The sequence below is a fragment of the Idiomarina sp. MD25a genome, from assembly GCF_001870515.1.
Lineage (GTDB): Bacteria > Pseudomonadota > Gammaproteobacteria > Enterobacterales > Alteromonadaceae > Idiomarina.
In genome coordinates this window covers 423,925-441,745 of the sequence record NZ_MDGT01000002.1, presented here as the reverse complement: position 1 = coordinate 441,745, position 17,821 = coordinate 423,925, and the positions used below count along the sequence as shown (strand labels likewise).

Sequence of the window (17,821 nt, the reverse complement as noted above, 5' to 3'; positions counted from 1 at the left end):
CCAACGCGCAGCTAAGCGACCCGTTTCGGCGGTGTTACAACTAAGTCTTCAATAATCTGTACGTTATTGGTCGTACTTACGGGACGCTCTTGCCGCTGCAGCGGCAACTGCGCTTGTACGTTGCGAGCAAGCGTTTGATATTCACTGAGTACTTGAAACAGCCAAATTTCTCCATGCCATTGCAGTTCGTGCTTGATGAGGTAATCGAGCGCAGACTGCGGCTGTTGGCTTTGAGCAACATCAATGAAAAATTGGTCAACATCGTGTTTTAATTGACGCTGTTGGGTCTCAAGTATCGCATCGCCAAACTGCTCGACTGCTTGTGCCGACTCTCTCAAAGTTGCTTTTTCATTACGCAAATGCCGCGTTTGCTGTAACGCGTCATGCAACGCCGCTAACGTTTCACGCTGCCCACCTGAACTTTGAACGTCAGCATGCGCTGCTGCACGAATAGCACGAGCTTGATTAAACAGCGTCGGCACCTGGCTTTGTTCGGTATAATCACTGACCTTGAGTTCGGGGTGTTGACGAAGAAACTGCGCCATATTACCAACCAACAAACTGCGCGACTGCTGCTCACGAAAACGGCTCATTAACTCGATCATACGATGTTGGATTTCTAGCATGCTGGCGCGCTGCAAGCTAGTGCGTCGTTGTAACTGCACGACTAAAAGATGCCTCAGCTTTACATGGCCATCAGCGAGCGCAATGCACTCGTCGTAGTCAATCATCGATAGACCTTCGAGCAGCCGTTCAATTTGATTCTGCGCGCGTTGATTTTCAGCCATCTTTTCGTCAAGGTGAGCGGCAAAACCAAAATCGGTATTGAGTCGGTTCCATAAGCTGTGAATCGCCTCATCGAACTCAGCTACCAAATCATGTACACGCTCTTCAATCACCTGTAACTTCAATTCTGCCAGATAGATATCGCTGCGCTGTTGCGCTTTTCTGAACGCATCCACCTGACCACGAATAGCTTCAAGTTTATCGGCCACGTCCGCTTGAATAGAACGCCGTCTCTCGTCCACGACCAGGTTAGCAATCAGTTGTGCAACAGGTGCCCGTAAACGGTATCCTTGACCGCTCTCAGGCTGATAGATGATCCGCGCATGTAAAAGGTTGCGTAATACCCCCTCATTAACGCTGAGCTCATCTAGTACGCCGGTTTGATACGCCTGCATTAAAATAGCTGCGTGCCGACCTATCAGGTTAAGTCGCTTTTCACCTTGTTGAAGTCGCTGATCAGAAACGTTGAGTTGCTCTCCAGCCATTTACAGTAATGCCTCTTGCTCTGGTTTTTCGTCAACCGGTAAGTTTTCTTCGTCACGAATGAAGCGAATCACATCAATCAAATAATCCACTTTCCCAGTTACAATAAAGTAAGGTCTATCCCCATGAGGCTGCATTAAATAACCATGCTCGACCAACCGCTTAGCAATTTGCTTTATTTGCGCATCGACCGTTTCAGCTTGCGAATTAAAAAAGCGGTCACGCGCTAAATTTGCTAGGCGTTGCTTTAAGCTTGGATTGTCCTCACATGCCATCACCCACTCAGGCAGTTTTACGGTATCGCCCGGGACCAGTGTACTGTCATGACCGAGCGCCTCTTGTGTCAGTGTGAGCCACTCTAACAACGGCATCAATGTAGTAAGAGTCTGAGTAAACTGCTGACGTAAATGATCGCGCCCCTGCTTATCGAGCTGCTGATAGCTCAAGAAAAATACGCCGCCGTCAGCTGCCTGACTCACTGTTCTGTTGAGCGGGCGTAAATAGTCATTTATCTGGTTTTGTAGTGTCTCATCCTGTAATTGCTGGTGATATTCCGGAAAACGTTGGGCACAGATAAACTCGCCCGCCAGCAGCGTTTCGATTATGGGGCCATATGTCATCATGCGCTGTACTCCTGTTGCACGAGGTGAGCCAGTTTCTCAGACAAACCCGAAGCCTTTGGTTGAATACGTTTCAACTGCCCTTTACCGACCTTATCCGGATGCGCCTCAATTAAATAACGATGCTTAAATAGCATCAGCACGTCAGACTCCGGATTAGGAAATGCGCCGACGATTTGAATTTGGTTACTGTCGCACGCATCGAACAACTTCTCTACGTTGTGATAAGCCAAGGTCCCTATTTCATCAATGGGCCAGTGTAAAATGATCGCCTCAGCATCACTGCGCAGTAACCGAGTAAAAGCCAGCAAGAACTTACACAAAATGAGATAGGCCATACCATGACTCGATGATTCTGCTAACTGACGGTCATTTCGTATAACAAGCTCGTTGCCTGATTCGGTTAAGAACAACTCGATTTTTAATAAGGACTCGATACTGTACTTTTGGTCAGCACGTAAAATATCCGCAACCATGCCAAGCTGTAATAAATAGTCCTCGTGCGGAAGTCGTTCGCCAGATTCCTGCCAACGTTCATAGCTTGCGACAAACTGCTTGAGAGGTTCCCAAAAACCCAACGCATCGATAGTTGAACTGATTTTAACTTCAGCGCGCTCAATACCGGACAGTGATAATTCATTACCCACCGCATCGGTTAAGCGGCGACTATATTGAGCTACGCGCTTATGGATATCGTTGAAAACAGTGAAGAAGTCGACTAAATCCTTACTAATATTATGACCGGTCGCCAATATAGCTTGCTGATGTTCTTCAAGGTAATTCAGCATGGCTTGGTAAAGCGCTAAATTGGAAGCAATATCGTCGCCTACATTCATGCGTTCTCGACTTTCTTCCATAAAATTCAGGAAGTCAGCTTGTGCGTCACGTCGCAATTGATTATCGAACTGGCGGAGCTGCTCATTCAACGCTTTTTCACTATGCAAAAAGCGCTCATATACATCATCGCAGCGCCCTAACAGTTCACTACTATCACTGTGCTCTAGCGACCCTTTGTGGCGAGCCTGCTGTAGTTCGGGCGTTAAAGCCGGTATGTGTTCGAGTTTGTTCACGCTCTCTCGCAAACGTTGCAAGAGCGTAGTGGCGTGCTCCAACGTTAACTTGGTACGCTGACGTTGCTCAACATCATGCGCCTTGCTTTGCTCAAACCCATCCTTAGCCAAACGCTTTTTATCTTCAAGCGCTAGAATTTCAGACTGTAGCTGTTGCTCACGCTGTTGCCATTGCGGGCGCGCGGACTGCCAAACTGACTCTTTAAAGTGGCGATACTCACGCACTTGTTCCTGGCGCTCGAGCGCTTGCTGTATGGCCTGGTCTAGCTGTTCCTCACGCTGCTTTAACTGATTAATATCGTGTTCATTAACGCCTTGTTGGGCAAGCTTGTCACTAAATGCGCGTTCCAATGCTTTAATATCATCCTTGAGCTGCGCACGTTCCTCTGCCTGCTGCTGCCGCTCAAAGTCTTGAGATTCGTGCAACTGCGCAACAGCATCTTGTTGCTCCGCCTTTAACTCTATCTCCGCGCTACGCTGCTGTTCGATAAGCTCTTGCGCACTATATTCGATGTGTTCATTAAGGCTGTCTAAGCGTTCCTCAAGTGTCGCTTTCTGCGCACCCAGTTGCTCAGCTCGTTCAGAGATTTGTCGTTTGATCTCCGCTTTTAAGCGAGCTTGTGCATCAAGTGCATATTCCACTTCACGTTGTTGCTTGTGAAGCTGTTGCTGCACCATTTGTAGCTGCGCCTCGGCATCGGTTACACGTGCAGTTTCACCGGCCAACTGCTGTTCAATGTCTTCGATGCGCTTAACCAGTGACTGTTGTTGTGTCTGCAGTCGTTCTAGTTCAGCCCGGCCTTCTGTGTCATCGTGATAAGTCGCTTCAATCGCCGCAAGATCAAGCTGCAAGCCGAATACACTGGTGTTATCTTGTCCGAGCACGGGGTTCAGATCGGTTCGCTCTAACAACGCGGGTGAAATGACCTTACCAATCGTCTCATGCCATTCCGATGCGTGGCTGTGTAAAAAGCCTCGCAAACTATCTGGGTCGGGTTCCAGCTCAATGGTCTTTTGTTTAATTGCAGTCTTAACCGAAGCGAGTTGCTCTCGTTCACGATTGAGGTCTTCGCTGACGCGTAAGCGGTTGCGTTGGGCTAAGTTTAATTGGTCACGCGCATGCTCTAGATGGTCGCGCTGCAACGTAAGGTGCTCTTGCGCATCAGCGACACGTTCAACCATCGCATCCAACTGCTGTTGCTCTTCCCCATTGGCATTATGACTCTGCTCGGAGTTAAGCGCAGCCAGCTTTAGTTTGACCGCCTCTCGCTCATCGCGCCAACGTTCCGTTTGTTCATTGCGACGCAATTGGTGTTGCTCGCGGAGCGCGCTCAACGCCTCACTGTGCCTCGCATGGAGTTCAGCAAGCTCAGTAGCCAGCCCATCGAGTTTAGCTTGATGTTTACTATCACGCCGCTGCTGTCGCTCAGTCAGTTTTAGCTTCTCGCTATCCAGTTGTTGACGTTCACTCTGATGCGCCTCGAGTAATACAACACGCTGTTGCTTAATTTCATCCGCTTGCTCCCGCAACGCTGGCAAGCGCTCAATTTTTTGTTCCCATTCCTCAATATTCGCGTCGCGAAAGACATCCGCTTTATTTTGTGCTTCATCTAACTGCCGCTCTACTTGTTTAAGCTCAGCCCTATATTCACTCAAAGTTTCATTAACCTGATCGCGTTGCTGTTCATAATCGGCGGTGCGCTGACTGATCCGTTGCTCTATCGTTTTTAACGTTGCTTTTAAATCACGCTCTTGGTCGGCTAATTGCTCTCTATGCTTCGACAATAGTGGCTGGATAGCCCAGAGCTCGGCTAATTCATCGCCGTATCGGTGAGCGTTATTCGATAACTCGGTAAATGCCGTCTGTAATTCCTTGAGTCGCATATTTTGACGCATTTGCTCGATCCAACGTCGAATTTTTTCGCCGCGGATCGAGCTGTGAGGAACGGTGTGGCCATCTTCTTCTAAAATCGCTGCCAACATGCTTCGCAAGGTATCCATCTTGCCTTCTTTAGCATGCACGGCACTGACCAGCTTCTCGATATGGCGTAATTTATGAGGTGCGTTCACCAATGCAAAGCGTGCCGCCAATTGACGCAGTTTTACGCTATCTTTTTGAGTATGTTGCAACGCTTGTACATCATTTTGAATCAGCGTGCGAAATTCGCTTGTTGCACTGATTTTATGGCTAAAAAGATAGCCTTTTGCACGCAATCGCTTCAACCACTCGTTGTAGTCAACCGCAATGACTTTATCGCCATGCGCGTCGAGGTAATCTTGTGGGCAATATTCGGCATCGATAAAGCGATAATCGACGCCGTCACTGCGTTTGGTTAACACAACTTGAACGTTACGTTGCGCTGCCGACTGATAGGTGTAGATGATATAGCTATTACTATATGGAAGATAAAACTTATCAAAATTATCGCGTGTTTTAGGTACGACTTTATTGGGCTGCTCACCATAAAACACCGGAATCATTCGCTGTAGAGTGGTTTTCCCAGATGCGTTGCTACCACAGATATTGGTATGCCCTTCTACGTCCAATTCCACGATACCGGGGAGATGGCCGTTGATCATAATTATTTTTTTAAGACGAGCCGCATTACCTGCCATATTATTCCTCGTAACACCTTCACCAGAGCCGCTAATCATAGCATGCATTTTACGCCATGAGCGATGCACTAACGGACAATTTACATCCGCTTGAGACATAAAAAAAGCGCCCGTAAGGACGCTTTTATCGATTTTTCCCAGCTTAAAGTGGATTAATCCAATACCTCTGCAGGTACTCTCACCCAGCCTTCCATAAGCACACGTGCACTTCGACTCATAATAGCTTTGACAGCACGCCATTCACCATCTTTCAGGAGCGTTTCAGCACCGACTTGCAACGTACCCGACGGATGACCAAAGTTAACCATAGTGCGCTCTCCACCACCGGCCACTTGGTTTACTAAAGTACCTGGTATAGAGGCGGCTGTGCCAATCGCCACCGCAGCCGTTCCCATCATCGCGTGATGCAGTTTACCCATCGACATAGCACGGACAAGCAAGTCAACATCATTGGCTTCAATCACTTTACCACTCGAGGCGGTGTAAGTCTTACCCGGTGCTACAAAGGCTAATTTCGGCGTATGTTGACGCTGCACGGCTTCTTCTACCTGATCGATCAGTCCCATACGAACCGCGGCATGAGCCCGAATCGTCTCGAGTCGCGTCAAGGCTGCTGCGTCACCATTAATCGCTTCTTGCAACTCAGTTCCTTCATAACCTAACGCCTCGGCGCGCAAAAATACGGTAGGAATACCCGCATTGATAAAGGTAGCCTCTAAGGTTCCGACGCCAGGCACCTCAAATGTATCGACAAGATTTCCGGTGGGAAACATCTGTTCACCATCGGCGGAGGGATCCATAAACTCGATCGCGACTTCAGCCGCTGGAAACGTCACACCATCAAGCTCAAAGTCACCCATTTCTTGCACTTGTCCGTCTTGCATCGGCACCTTATTGACAATAGTTTTGCCAATGTTTGCCTGCCAAATACGGACTTCAGCGATACCGTTTTTAGGCACGCGATCGGCATCAACGAGACCTTGAGTTATTGCAAAGGCGCCCACTGCAGAGGACAAGTTTCCGCAGTTACCGCTCCAGTCGACAAAAGGAGTATCGATCGCTACCTGACCAAATAGGTAGTCAACATCATGGTTGGGTTGCGTGCTTTTCGACACGATGACCGTTTTACTGGTGCTTGACGTCGCGCCGCCCATACCATCAGTATGCTTAGCGTAAGGATCGGGGCTGCCAATCACGCGCATCAGAAGTGCATCACGTACGTTACCTGGCTGCTGCGCCGCCTCAGGTAAGTCCGCTAAGTTAAAGAATACACCTTTTGAAGTCCCGCCACGCATGTAGGTGGCGGGAATTTTCAACTGTGGCTTAAATTTCATATCAACTTGCCTCAGCCTCAAGAAAGTCTTGCGCAAACCGTTGAAGCACACCACCCGCCGAATAAATGGATACTTCTTCTTTGGTATCCAAGCGGCAGATCACAGGCACTTCAATATCTTCACCATTGGCTCGGTGAATCATTAAACTCAGTCGCGCACCAGGAGCCGGTTCGCCCTTAACATCATAGGTTTCAGAACCATCAAGTTCTAACGTCTTGCGAGTTGTGCCCTCTTCAAACTGCAGCGGCAAAACGCCCATACCAATTAAGTTGGTACGGTGAATACGCTCGAAACCCTCTGCGACGATAGCTTCAACCCCAGCTAAACGGACACCTTTCGCGGCCCAGTCGCGCGATGAACCTTGACCATAGTCAGCACCTGCCACGATGATCAATGGTTGCTTTTGAGTCATGTAGTGCTCAATCGCTTCCCACATGCGTACGGTTTTACCCTCAGGTTCAATCCGTGCCAACGAACCTTGAATCACATTGCCAGCATCATCCCGCACCATTTCATTAAACAGTTTCGGGTTGGCAAACGTTGCACGCTGAGCCGTTAAGTGATCGCCGCGGTGAGTCGCATAAGAGTTAAAGTCCTCTTCAGGCAACCCCATCTTAGCGAGGTATTCACCGGCAGCACTGTCAGCAAGAATCGCATTCGATGGTGACAGGTGATCGGTCGTGATGTTGTCGCCAAGTACCGCTAGAGGACGCATCCCTGTTAAGCTTGGTTTAGCGGCCAATGCACCTTCCCAGTAGGGTGGCCGACGGATGTAGGTCGACATTTCACGCCAATCATAGAGTGGGTTAATATCGTCACCGTAATCGACCGAAAGATTAAACATCGGATCGTACACTTTCCGGAACTGCTCAGGCTTAACGCTCGATTTAACAATAGCGTCAATTTCTTCGTCACTTGGCCAGATGTCTTTTAATGTGACTGCGTTGCCGTCAGTGTCATAGCCCAGCACGTCTTTCTCGATATCAAAGCGCATAGTGCCCGCTATCGCATAAGCCACGACCAATGGCGGTGATGCCAAGAACGCTTGTTTTGCATATGGGTGAATCCGACCATCAAAGTTCCGGTTACCCGATAGCACCGCTGTCGAGAATAAATCGCGGTCGATAATTTCTTGTTGGATCTTAGGATCAAGTGCACCACTCATACCGTTACAGGTAGTACATGCAAACGCCACGACACCAAAACCGAGTGTTTCCAGCTCTGGCAACAGTTGCGCTTCTTCTAAGTACATCTTAACCGTCTTAGAGCCTGGTGCGAGTGAGCTTTTTACCCATGGCTTACGCGTTAAACCCAATTTATTGGCGTTACGCGCTATCAAGCCCGCCGCAATCATATTGCGTGGATTACTGGTGTTCGTACAACTAGTAATAGCTGCGATAATTACCGCACCATCGGGCATTTTTCCATCTTCAGGTGACTCAATATGCTTCGCCACTCCCCGCTCAGTCAACTCGCCAGCGGGCAACAATGAGTGAGGGTTTGACGGCCCTGCTAAGTTACGTTTTACTTGGCTTAAGTCAAACGTTAGAACACGCTCATATTCTGCGGTTTCAAGACTATCGCCCCACAACCCTGTCTCTTTGGCGTATTGTTCCACCAACTCAACCTGATCGTCATCACGTCCGGTTAATTTAAGATAATCAATGGTCTGCTCATCGATGTAGAACATCGCCGCCGTGGCACCGTATTCTGGCGTCATATTAGAAATAGTCGCCCGATCGCCGACAGTCAGGGCTTTAGCACCTTCACCATAAAACTCGAGGTAAGCGCCGACCACACGTTCTTTACGCAGGAACTGAGTCAATGCGAGTACCAAATCGGTGCTGGTAATGCCTGGCTGTAACTTACCGGTCAATTCAACGCCCACGATATCAGGCAAGCGTAGATAAGACGCACGGCCAAGCATGACACTCTCAGCCTCAAGACCACCCACACCCACAGAGATGACACCCAAAGCATCAACCATCGGCGTGTGGCTGTCCGTGCCTACGCAGGTATCTACAAAGGCGACGTTGTCACGCACCTGCACAACGGGTGACATCTTCTCCAAATTGATCTGGTGCATGATGCCGTTACCCGGAGGGATAACATCCACGTTTTTAAAAGCAGTTTTAGTCCAGTTAATGAAGTGGAAGCGATCATCATTGCGACGGTCTTCAATAGCACGGTTCTTCTCGAACGCGTCCTTTTCAAAGCCCGCGTGCTCCACCGCAAGCGAGTGGTCAACAATCAACTGAGTGGGTACCACCGGGTTCACTTTTGCCGGATCACCCCCTTTCTCAGCGATAGCATCACGCAATCCCGCCAAGTCGACCAACGCGGTCTGACCTAAGATATCATGGCAAACGACACGGGCTGGAAACCACGGAAAATCGTGCTCACGTTTGCGGTAAATTAATTGCTCAAGTGACTGCTTAAGAAGCTCCGGTTCACAGCGGCGCACCAAGTTCTCGGCAAAGACTCGGCTCGAGTAAGGTAGCTTGTCGTAGGCGCCCGCTTCGATATCTTCCACCGCCGCTCGAGCATCAAAGTACTCGAGCGTGGTGCCTTTTAACGATTTACGATAATTCGAACTCATTCCACCACCTACTTATCGTTCGCTGATAGCAGGTACTGGACGTGCTTCTGGACCGGTGTAATCCGCAGAAGGACGAATAATACGATTATTTGCGCGTTGTTCTTTCACGTGCGCCGTCCAACCCGTTACACGTGACATCACAAAGATTGGCGTAAACAGTTTTGTAGGAATATTCATATAGTTGTATGCAGACGCGTGGAAAAAGTCCGCGTTCGGGAACAGCTTCTTCTCACGCCACATGACTTCTTCACAGCGCACAGAAACATCATACAAGCGAGAATCGCCATTCTCTTCGGCCAGCTTCTTAGACCATGCTTTGATGATGTCATTGCGTGGGTCAAACTCGCGATAAATCGCATGACCAAAGCCCATGATCTTCTCTTTACGCTCGAGCATACCCATGAGTGTTTTCTCAGCATCTTCTGGATCTTTCATGTCCTCGATAAGCTCCATTGCGGCTTCGTTGGCACCGCCGTGCAATGGACCACGCAATGAACCGATCGCACCTGTTACACACGAGTGGATGTCAGACAGCGTCGATGCGCATACACGCGCTGTGAAAGTTGATGCGTTAAACTCATGCTCTGCATACAAGATCAACGACGTGTTCATCACGTCAGCATGTAATTTAGACGGCGATTCATCATGCAATAAGCGTAGGAAATGCGCACCTGTGGACTGCTCTTCAGAATCAGTATCGATACGCACGCCATCGTGTGTAAAGCGGTACCAATAAAGCACCATACCAGGGAAGGTTGCAATCATGCGTTCGATTTTATCGTCCGCTTCATCGAAGCTTTCTTCAGTCTCAAGGTTGCCTAACATCGAGCAGCCTGTACGTAGCACGTCCATCGGATGCGCTTCTTTTGGAATACGCTCTAATACGTCTTTGACTTCCTGCGGTAGGATACGCATGGATTTTAGACGCTTACGGTATGCATCTAATTCAGCTTGATTGGGTAATTCACCCTTCGCTAGCAAATACGCGACTTCTTCAAAGCTCACCTTCTCCGCTAACTCTTTGATGTCATAGCCGCGATAAGTGAGGCCTGAACCTGATTTACCCACGGTACATAGTGCGGTTTCACCCGCTGATTGGCCGCGTAATCCTGCACCACCTAGTTTTTTCTCTGCCATGGTTTTATCCCTTCTTAATTTGTTGTGATTGACTTGCGCCCAAGGCGCAAGCTACAAAATCAATTCTTGCGCCCAAGGCGCAAACTACCGAGCTTATTTTTTGAATAGGTTGTCGAGTTTTTCTTCGAACTCATGGTAGTTCAAGAACTCATAGAGTTCTGCACGCGTTTGCATATCATCAACAACCGCTTTTTGATCGCCGTTTTCGAGAATACTATTGTAGACGTTTAGCGCCGCTTTGTTCATCGCACGAAATGCGCTAAGTGGATACAATACGATATCGACACCGACATCGGCTAGCTCTTGCTTATTAAATAAAGGCGTAGCACCAAACTCAGTAATATTTGCCAATACAGGCACATCAAGTGCTTCAGTAAAGGCTTGATATTGCTCCAGTGTGTGCACCGCTTCTGCGAAAATCGCATCCGCGCCCACTTCGACGCACGCTTGCGCGCGCTCGATGGCAGCATCTAAGCCTTGTTGTTGCAACGCGTCAGTACGCGCCATAATTAAAAATTGGTCGTCAATACGGGCATCAACGGCAGCCTTAACGCGGTCAACCATCTCATCCTGAGTAACGATCTCTTTATTCGGGCGGTGACCACAACGCTTCTGCGCGACTTGGTCTTCAATATGAATACCTGCTGCACCTGCACGCGTCATTTCTTTAACAGTGCGTGCGATATTGAAAGCACCACCCCAGCCTGTGTCTGCATCAACAAGCAGCGGCAAGTCTGAAGCGCCCGTAATACGGCGAATATCTTCGCACACGTCATTCAGTGAAGTCATACCCAAGTCAGGTAATCCAAAAGAGGCATTAGCAACACCAGCGCCTGACAAATAAAGGGCTTTGTGACCCACTTTCTCAGCCATCATGGCTGTATAAGCGTTAATCGTACCCACGATCTGTAAAGGATTTTCTTGTTCAATTGCACGACGCAGTTTTGCGCCCGCACTTTGGATTCCGCTGCTCATTATCACTTCTCCTGTTGTGCTAGTTTAATTTCGATGTTCTTACGCGACGCGCTGATATGACGTCGCATCAATAAATCCGCTAATTCACCATCCCGATTGCCAATCGCTGTCAGAATCGCTTTATGTTCATCAAAGGCGCGTGACACGCGAGGTCCATTCATACCCATCTGAACACGATACATCCTGACCAAATAATAAAGCTCATCACAAAGCATATTAATCAGGTAGGGATTCTTGCTACCTAAGATGACACGATAATGAAAGTCTAAGTCACCCGCTTCTTGATAGTAACTTTCACCTTCGCGAACACGTTGATGAGACAAGTGTTGATCAAGCAGCCCTTGTAATTGTTCGATTTCTTCCGTCGGCATATATTCCGCGGCTAAACGACAGGCCAATCCTTCGAGTTCTTCGCGAATTTGGTATAAGTGAATGAGGCCTTCGTATGACAGTCGCACCACTCGGGCACCGGCATTGGGAATACGTTCGATAAGGTGACAACGTTCTAAACGCGCCAGAGCCTCACGTAACGGCGCACGGCTAATATTGAACTTGCGCGCTAATTCAGGCTCACTGATTTTACTGCCAGCAGCAATTTCGCCCTCGACCACAGCGCGTTGGATCTGCACCAAAACACGGTCAGCAGAGGTAACAGCAGGTTTGGCAATCGGTGATAGCACTTCCATATGAATTGTCGACATAATTAAGCGATGAGCTCATTTTGCATCAACAACACAACTGTTTACAAGTAGTCAAAGCTATTTATTGTCGACAATAATGGAAAGATTGCTTTTCAGTGAGATGCCCGTCACTATATTTCAACGATTTATGGAGGACCACGCTATGTTTGAATGGATTGCTATGCCCGAGGCATGGATTGCTTTAGCCACGCTGACAGCATTAGAGATCGTATTGGGTATTGATAACATCATCTTCATTTCTATCCTAGTGGGTCGCTTACCCGAGCATCAACGCAATCGCGCCCGTACCATTGGTCTAATGCTTGCAATGGGCACTCGCTTATTATTGCTATTCTCGCTCACTTGGGTGATGTCATTAACAACACCCTTGTTTGAAATTGTAGGAAAGTCGATTTCGGGACGCGATCTTATCTTGCTCTTAGGAGGCCTATTTTTACTCGGTAAAAGTACCTTAGAGATACACCACGCACTCGAGGGGGAGTCGAGCGAGGGCCAGAGTTCCGTGCAAGCTAACTTCGTTGCCATACTTGTTCAGATTGCTGTGCTCGACATCGTGTTCTCGCTTGACTCAGTTATCACCGCGGTTGGATTAGCCGATCACCTATCGGTCATGGTCATTGCCGTCGTTCTGTCCGTTGGCGTCATGTTGATTGCGGCTAAGTCGGTCTCAGATTTTGTCGACAAACACCCCACCATTAAAATGCTGGCCTTAAGTTTCCTTATTTTAATTGGCATGACTTTAGTTGGCGAGGGAATGGGCTTTCATGTACCAAAAGGTTACGTATATTTCGCCATGGCATTCTCGCTTGCTGTGGAGTTTTTAAACATCCGCGTGCGCGCCAAAAAACGCGCTGCAGAACCTGTGCAATTGAGAAAGTCTATCCCGGGGGACAGCCAACCCAAAAACCAATAAATTCATCGCTAAAGGTTTTAATCATGGGCATTGGCTAGTAAAGTATGACCACTTTTTTCGACTTCGACCAAAGTCGAATGGGTCAACATTAATTTTTATAACAAACGGATAATTAAAATGGATCCAAAAAATATTGTCGACAAAGACGCTAGTTTTTTCGGACAGCCAGGGGGACTTCAAACCCTGTTCTTTACCGAAATGTGGGAGCGCATGAGTTACTACGGTATGCGCGCGTTGCTCGTGCTATTTATGACCGCTTCAATGCAAGAAGGCGGGCTTGCTATCACCGTAGCTTCAGCAACTGCAATTTACGGTCTTTATACCGGTGCTGTCTATTTCATGGGCCTTCCAGGTGGTTGGATTGCTGACCGTCTTCTGGGTGGCCAACGCGCAACCTGGTACGGTGGCATCATCATCATGCTGGGCCATATCGTACTGGCAATCCCAAGCGAAGCCAGCTTCTTTATTGGTATGATCCTCGTTGTACTCGGTACGGGTCTATTAAAACCGAATATTACGGCTATGGTCGGTCAACTGTATAGTTCAGATGATGACCGTCGTGACGGCGGTTACACCTTGTACTACATGGGTATCAACATTGGTTCCATTATCGGTTACTTCGTTACCGGTTACTTGCAAGAAAATGCCGGCTATCACTGGGGCTTCGGTGCCGCAGCCGTAGGTATGGCATTGGGTCTAATTCAGTACAAGTTAACCCAGCCCAAGTTAAAGGGTGTTGGCGAGAAGCCCGCTAAACCGATGAGCGCTGGTGCTGCCAAGCGTAGCTGGGCAGTAATTTATTTGCTATTGGCGGGTTTGGCAACCGTCACCTATCTAGCGCTAAACAATATTATTGTTATTGATCCAGTGGTATTAGCTGGCAACGTGGCCGTTATCTTTACTATCATTTTCTTCGTGTATTACCTGAGTATTTTCCTGTTTGGTAAACTGACACGCAATGAAATGAAACGCCTCGGCGCCTTGTTCCTCGTGTGTATCGCATCAACCATGTTCTGGGCAGGCTTCGAGCAAGCCGGTTCTTCATTTAATTTGTTTGCACGTGACTTAACCGATCGTATGATTGGCGACTTTGAAATTCCAACGACTTGGTTCCAATCGTTAAATTCAATTTTCCTGGTCACGTTGTCACCATTCTTCGCGGCGCTTTGGATTAACCTCAGTAAACGCATGATTAACCCTTCTTACGGCTTTAAGAGTGCAATCGGTCTGATGATCATGGCAACCGGCTTTATCGTCATGTTCTTCGCCTCGCAAGCCGCTGCAAGTGGCCTTAAGGTCGCGCCTTACTGGCTAGTGGCTGTTTACTTCATTCACACCGTGGGTGAACTATGCTTGAGCCCTGTCGCATTAAGTGCCGTAAGTAAATTGTCGCCAAAACGCATGGCGGGCCAGTTAATGGGCGTATTCGTACTGACCTATGCGATGGGTAACTTAATTGCTGGCTTGTTAGCAGGTGGTCTTGATCCTGAAAACCCTCAAGCCATGCCAGAGCTCTACTGGACGATATTCCTATTCGGTGTCAGTGTGGGTGCGGTAGTATTCGTTCTCGCCTTCTTCACTCGTAAGTGGGAAAAGCTGCCACCAGACGATGGTGAAGCCGACAACGATGATCATCCAGGTGCGGTTATTGACGCTAATGAGCCAGTCAATAAACCGTAAAGGGAGATGTATCGCATCATTAAAAAAGGGGCTTCGGCCCCTTTTTTAGTGGTTTATGTTTTTTAGTGGTTTTATGACTTAGGCTTTACCGGCTTTTCCGAAACATAAATCGTAATATGCCCTGCGGCCACCACAGTACCATCGTCTCGATAGGCAGTGACTTCGATAGGCTGATCGCCAACTTGCCATGTTTGCTCTGTCGCTCGCGCTTCAATGCGCACATCACTATTGGTCTTAGCCAAGTAATTGACCTGCATCCCCTTAGGCAGCCAACGTAAGTGCTTAGGAATTGACGCCTCAGCTAATGCCCCCATCGCCATTTCCATGCCATTACATACAGCAATCGCGTGTACGGTACCAATATGATTTTCAACCGCTTTGCGTTTTTTAAACGTCAGCTGACAAAAGTTAGGCTCAAGCTCAGTGACTAGCGGCTTTATCGAAGCAAAGTAAGGCGCTTTGCGAGCGAACATCATGGAGAAGATACGCGCCCCCAACGGCAGCTTTAAACACTGTGCTCTTAGTTTTAGTAGATAATTTTGTTCACTCACGTGTGTTCCTCAACAGTTAGACATAAAAAAAGCAGGCCGCAGCCTGCTTTTTATCACAACCTTATGTTCATTATAAGCTTGCGAGCGTCTCGTTCAATACTGAACATGGGCGCATAGCAGCAGATACCTTATCAGCGTCTGGCTGATAGTAACCACCGATCTCGACTTGCTTGCCTTGAACACCGTTCAATTCGTCCATGATAGCTTGCTCGTTCTTCTGCATAGCTGCAGCGAGTTTCTCAAAGCGCTCTTGAAGCTCTTTATCCTCAGTTTGCTTAGCCAGAGACTCAGCCCAATACATCGCCAAGTAGAAGTGCGAGCCGCGGTTATCAATCTCACCCACTTTACGCGAAGGCGATTTGTTCTCTTCCAAGAACTTCGCGGTCGCATTATCAAGCGCATCTGCCAAAATCTGTGCACGACGGTTGTCGGTCGCACGACTGAGATGCTCAAGTGAAGCAGCCAACGCAAGGAATTCACCCAGTGAATCCCAACGTAAGTGGTTCTCTTCCACAAACTGTTGTACGTGTTTAGGTGCTGAACCACCCGCGCCGGTTTCGAATAAACCGCCACCGTTCATCAATGGGACAATCGAGAGCATTTTCGCAGAAGTACCCAATTCAAGGATCGGGAACAAGTCAGTCAAGTAGTCACGTAATACGTTACCCGTTACTGAGATCGTGTCCTTGCCTTCTTTCACGCGCTTCAACGTGTGGCGTGTTGCTTCTTCAGGCGACATGATTTGGATATCCAAACCATCGGTGTCATGCTCTTTTAAGTAAGTCTCAACTTTGCTGATCAACTGAGCATCATGGGCACGGTTTTTATCGAGCCAGAATACGGCAGGCATGCCACTTAAACGTGAGCGGTTAACGGCAAGCTTAACCCAGTCACGGATAGGCTCATCTTTAACCTGACACATACGCCAGATGTCGCCTTCTTCAACCGCGTGTTCAAATACTACATCACCCGCTTGATTCAATACTTTTACCGTACCATCCGCCGGGATTTCGAAAGTTTTATCGTGCGAACCGTATTCTTCCGCTTTTTGCGCCATCAAACCAACATTAGGCACTGTACCCATGGTTGCAGGATCAAACGCACCGTTTTCACGGCAGAAGCTAATCGTCTCTTGATAAACACCCGCATAGCAACGATCGGGGATCATCGCCTTAGCTTCTTTCTGTCCACCTTCTCGGTCCCACATTTGGCCCGAGTCACGAATCATGGCAGGCATTGAAGCATCAATAATAACGTCGCTTGGTACGTGTAAGTTAGTGATACCTTTGTCTGAGTTAACCATTGCTAACTCAGCCTGTTTGGCATAAACGGTATTCAAGTCATTCTCGACTTCCTGACGCTGTTCATCGGTCAGTTTATCGAGCTTAGAATACAAATCGCCGATACCGTTGCTGGCATCAAACTCAATTTCTTTCATTAAATCGGCGTGTTTTTCAAGTACATCTTTGAAATAAACACGCACCGCGTGGCCAAACATGATCGGGTCAGAAACTTTCATCATGGTGGCTTTTAAATGCAATGACAGCAAAACGCCCTGCTCTTTAGCCGCAACCGTCTCTTTCTCGAAGAACGCTTGTAGCTTTTTACGACTCATGACAGCAGCATCAACAACTTCGCCGGCCAGCACTTTGATACCGTCCTTGAGTACGTTTTGCTCACCGTTACTCTCCAATACGATTTTAAAGCTATCGTCTTGGCTTGAAGTCATTGATTTTTCAGATCCGTAAAAGTCGCCTTCTTCCATGTGCGCAACGTGGGCTTGGTTGTCTTTACTCCAAGCGCCCATGCGATGAGGATGCTTCTTAGCGAAGTTTTTAACCGCCATCGGTGCACGGCGATCTGAGTTACCTTCACGTAGCACAGGGTTCACCGCACTACCTTTAACGCGGTCATAACGTGCGCGAATGTCTTTTTCTTCGTCAGTCTGCGGATCAAACGGGAAGTCAGGTAATTTGTAGCCTTGTGCTTGCAGCTCTTTAATGCATGCAGTCATCTGTGGAATAGATGCACTGATGTTCGGCAATTTAATAATGTTAGCTTCTGGTGTCTTCGCTAATTCGCCTAACTCAGCCAATGCGTCTGACTGGCGCTGTTCCTCAGTAAGATACTCAGAGAATTGCGAAATGATACGACCTGCAAGTGAAATATCACGCGTTTCAACTTTAACGCCTGCCGCTTTAGTAAAGCTTTGGATGATAGGCAGCAGCGAGTAAGTAGCTAAACGTGGTGCTTCATCCGTTTCAGTATAAATAATCTTCGATTTGTCGTTCGACATAATGATTCCTATCGTTTATCAGACTTCGTAATAGGTTGAACTGTGGGCGAATTATACGGG

Annotated in this window: 12 protein-coding genes; 2 read left to right on the top strand and 10 right to left on the bottom strand. The window is 48.1% G+C overall.

The window, feature by feature from the left end; genetic code table 11:
* Window positions 1-11 precede the first annotated feature (11 nt).
* From BFR57_RS03355 to BFR57_RS03320, 8 genes are all read right to left on the bottom strand, one after another.
* Window positions 12-1,271: a hypothetical protein gene (locus BFR57_RS03355; RefSeq protein WP_071462627.1), complete on the bottom strand. Its 1,260-nt coding sequence runs from the start codon at window positions 1,269-1,271 to the stop codon at window positions 12-14.
* The gene (locus tag BFR57_RS03350) at window positions 1,272-1,892 is read right to left on the bottom strand and encodes a hypothetical protein (protein ID WP_071462626.1); all 621 of its coding nucleotides are present in this window, start codon (window positions 1,890-1,892) and stop codon (window positions 1,272-1,274) included.
* On the bottom strand, window positions 1,889-5,575 hold the full coding sequence (locus BFR57_RS03345; protein WP_071462786.1) for an ATP-binding protein: 3,687 nt from the start codon (window positions 5,573-5,575) through the stop codon (window positions 1,889-1,891). Before BFR57_RS03345 ends, BFR57_RS03350 begins: the two co-directional genes overlap by 4 nt.
* Before the next feature lie 152 nt (window positions 5,576-5,727).
* Entirely contained in the window at window positions 5,728-6,909 is a 1,182-nt protein-coding gene (gene prpF / locus BFR57_RS03340) for a 2-methylaconitate cis-trans isomerase PrpF (protein ID WP_071462625.1), read from the bottom strand.
* A gap of 1 nt (window position 6,910) precedes the next feature.
* Entirely contained in the window at window positions 6,911-9,508 is a 2,598-nt protein-coding gene (acnD, locus tag BFR57_RS03335) for a Fe/S-dependent 2-methylisocitrate dehydratase AcnD (protein ID WP_071462624.1), read from the bottom strand.
* A 12-nt stretch (window positions 9,509-9,520) separates the two neighbouring features.
* A complete protein-coding gene (gene prpC, locus BFR57_RS03330; protein ID WP_006955442.1) occupies window positions 9,521-10,645 on the bottom strand; it encodes a 2-methylcitrate synthase in 1,125 nt (374 codons plus the stop codon).
* Between the two features lie 93 nt (window positions 10,646-10,738).
* Window positions 10,739-11,620 carry a methylisocitrate lyase gene (gene prpB, locus BFR57_RS03325; RefSeq protein WP_071462623.1) on the bottom strand — a complete coding sequence of 294 codons (882 nt, stop codon included), beginning with the start codon at window positions 11,618-11,620 and terminating at the stop codon, window positions 10,739-10,741.
* Between the two features lie 2 nt (window positions 11,621-11,622).
* Window positions 11,623-12,306 (bottom strand): GntR family transcriptional regulator, encoded by a 684-nt coding sequence (locus BFR57_RS03320; RefSeq protein WP_071462622.1) that lies wholly within the window; start codon window positions 12,304-12,306, stop codon window positions 11,623-11,625.
* A gap of 157 nt (window positions 12,307-12,463) precedes the next feature.
* On the opposite strand from BFR57_RS03320, the gene BFR57_RS03315 reads away from it, so the two are divergent.
* Window positions 12,464-13,234: a TerC family protein gene (locus tag BFR57_RS03315; RefSeq protein ID WP_071462621.1), complete on the top strand. Its 771-nt coding sequence runs from the start codon at window positions 12,464-12,466 to the stop codon at window positions 13,232-13,234.
* Between the two features lie 117 nt (window positions 13,235-13,351).
* A complete protein-coding gene (locus tag BFR57_RS03310; protein ID WP_071462620.1) occupies window positions 13,352-14,914 on the top strand; it encodes a peptide MFS transporter in 1,563 nt (520 codons plus the stop codon).
* Window positions 14,915-14,985: 71 nt separating this feature from the next.
* On the opposite strand, the gene BFR57_RS03305 is transcribed toward BFR57_RS03310, so the two are convergent.
* Together BFR57_RS03305 and BFR57_RS03300 are read right to left on the bottom strand one after the other, a co-directional pair.
* The gene (locus BFR57_RS03305) at window positions 14,986-15,465 is read right to left on the bottom strand and encodes a hotdog fold domain-containing protein (protein ID WP_071462619.1); all 480 of its coding nucleotides are present in this window, start codon (window positions 15,463-15,465) and stop codon (window positions 14,986-14,988) included.
* A 70-nt stretch (window positions 15,466-15,535) separates the two neighbouring features.
* Window positions 15,536-17,761: an NADP-dependent isocitrate dehydrogenase gene (locus tag BFR57_RS03300; protein WP_071462618.1), complete on the bottom strand. Its 2,226-nt coding sequence runs from the start codon at window positions 17,759-17,761 to the stop codon at window positions 15,536-15,538.
* Between the last annotated feature and the right edge of the window lie 60 nt (window positions 17,762-17,821).

Coding starts and splice junctions, on each gene's coding strand:
- BFR57_RS03355 (WP_071462627.1), bottom strand. CDS start 1,271: ATGGCTGGAGAGCAACTCAACGTTTCTGATCAGCGACTTCAACAAGGT.
- BFR57_RS03350 (WP_071462626.1), bottom strand. CDS start 1,892: ATGATGACATATGGCCCCATAATCGAAACGCTGCTGGCGGGCGAGTTT.
- BFR57_RS03345 (WP_071462786.1), bottom strand. CDS start 5,575: ATGGCAGGTAATGCGGCTCGTCTTAAAAAAATAATTATGATCAACGGC.
- prpF (WP_071462625.1), bottom strand. CDS start 6,909: ATGAAATTTAAGCCACAGTTGAAAATTCCCGCCACCTACATGCGTGGC.
- acnD (WP_071462624.1), bottom strand. CDS start 9,508: ATGAGTTCGAATTATCGTAAATCGTTAAAAGGCACCACGCTCGAGTAC.
- prpC (WP_006955442.1), bottom strand. CDS start 10,645: ATGGCAGAGAAAAAACTAGGTGGTGCAGGATTACGCGGCCAATCAGCG.
- prpB (WP_071462623.1), bottom strand. CDS start 11,620: ATGAGCAGCGGAATCCAAAGTGCGGGCGCAAAACTGCGTCGTGCAATT.
- BFR57_RS03320 (WP_071462622.1), bottom strand. CDS start 12,306: ATGGAAGTGCTATCACCGATTGCCAAACCTGCTGTTACCTCTGCTGAC.
- BFR57_RS03315 (WP_071462621.1), top strand. CDS start 12,464: ATGTTTGAATGGATTGCTATGCCCGAGGCATGGATTGCTTTAGCCACG.
- BFR57_RS03310 (WP_071462620.1), top strand. CDS start 13,352: ATGGATCCAAAAAATATTGTCGACAAAGACGCTAGTTTTTTCGGACAG.
- BFR57_RS03300 (WP_071462618.1), bottom strand. CDS start 17,761: ATGTCGAACGACAAATCGAAGATTATTTATACTGAAACGGATGAAGCA.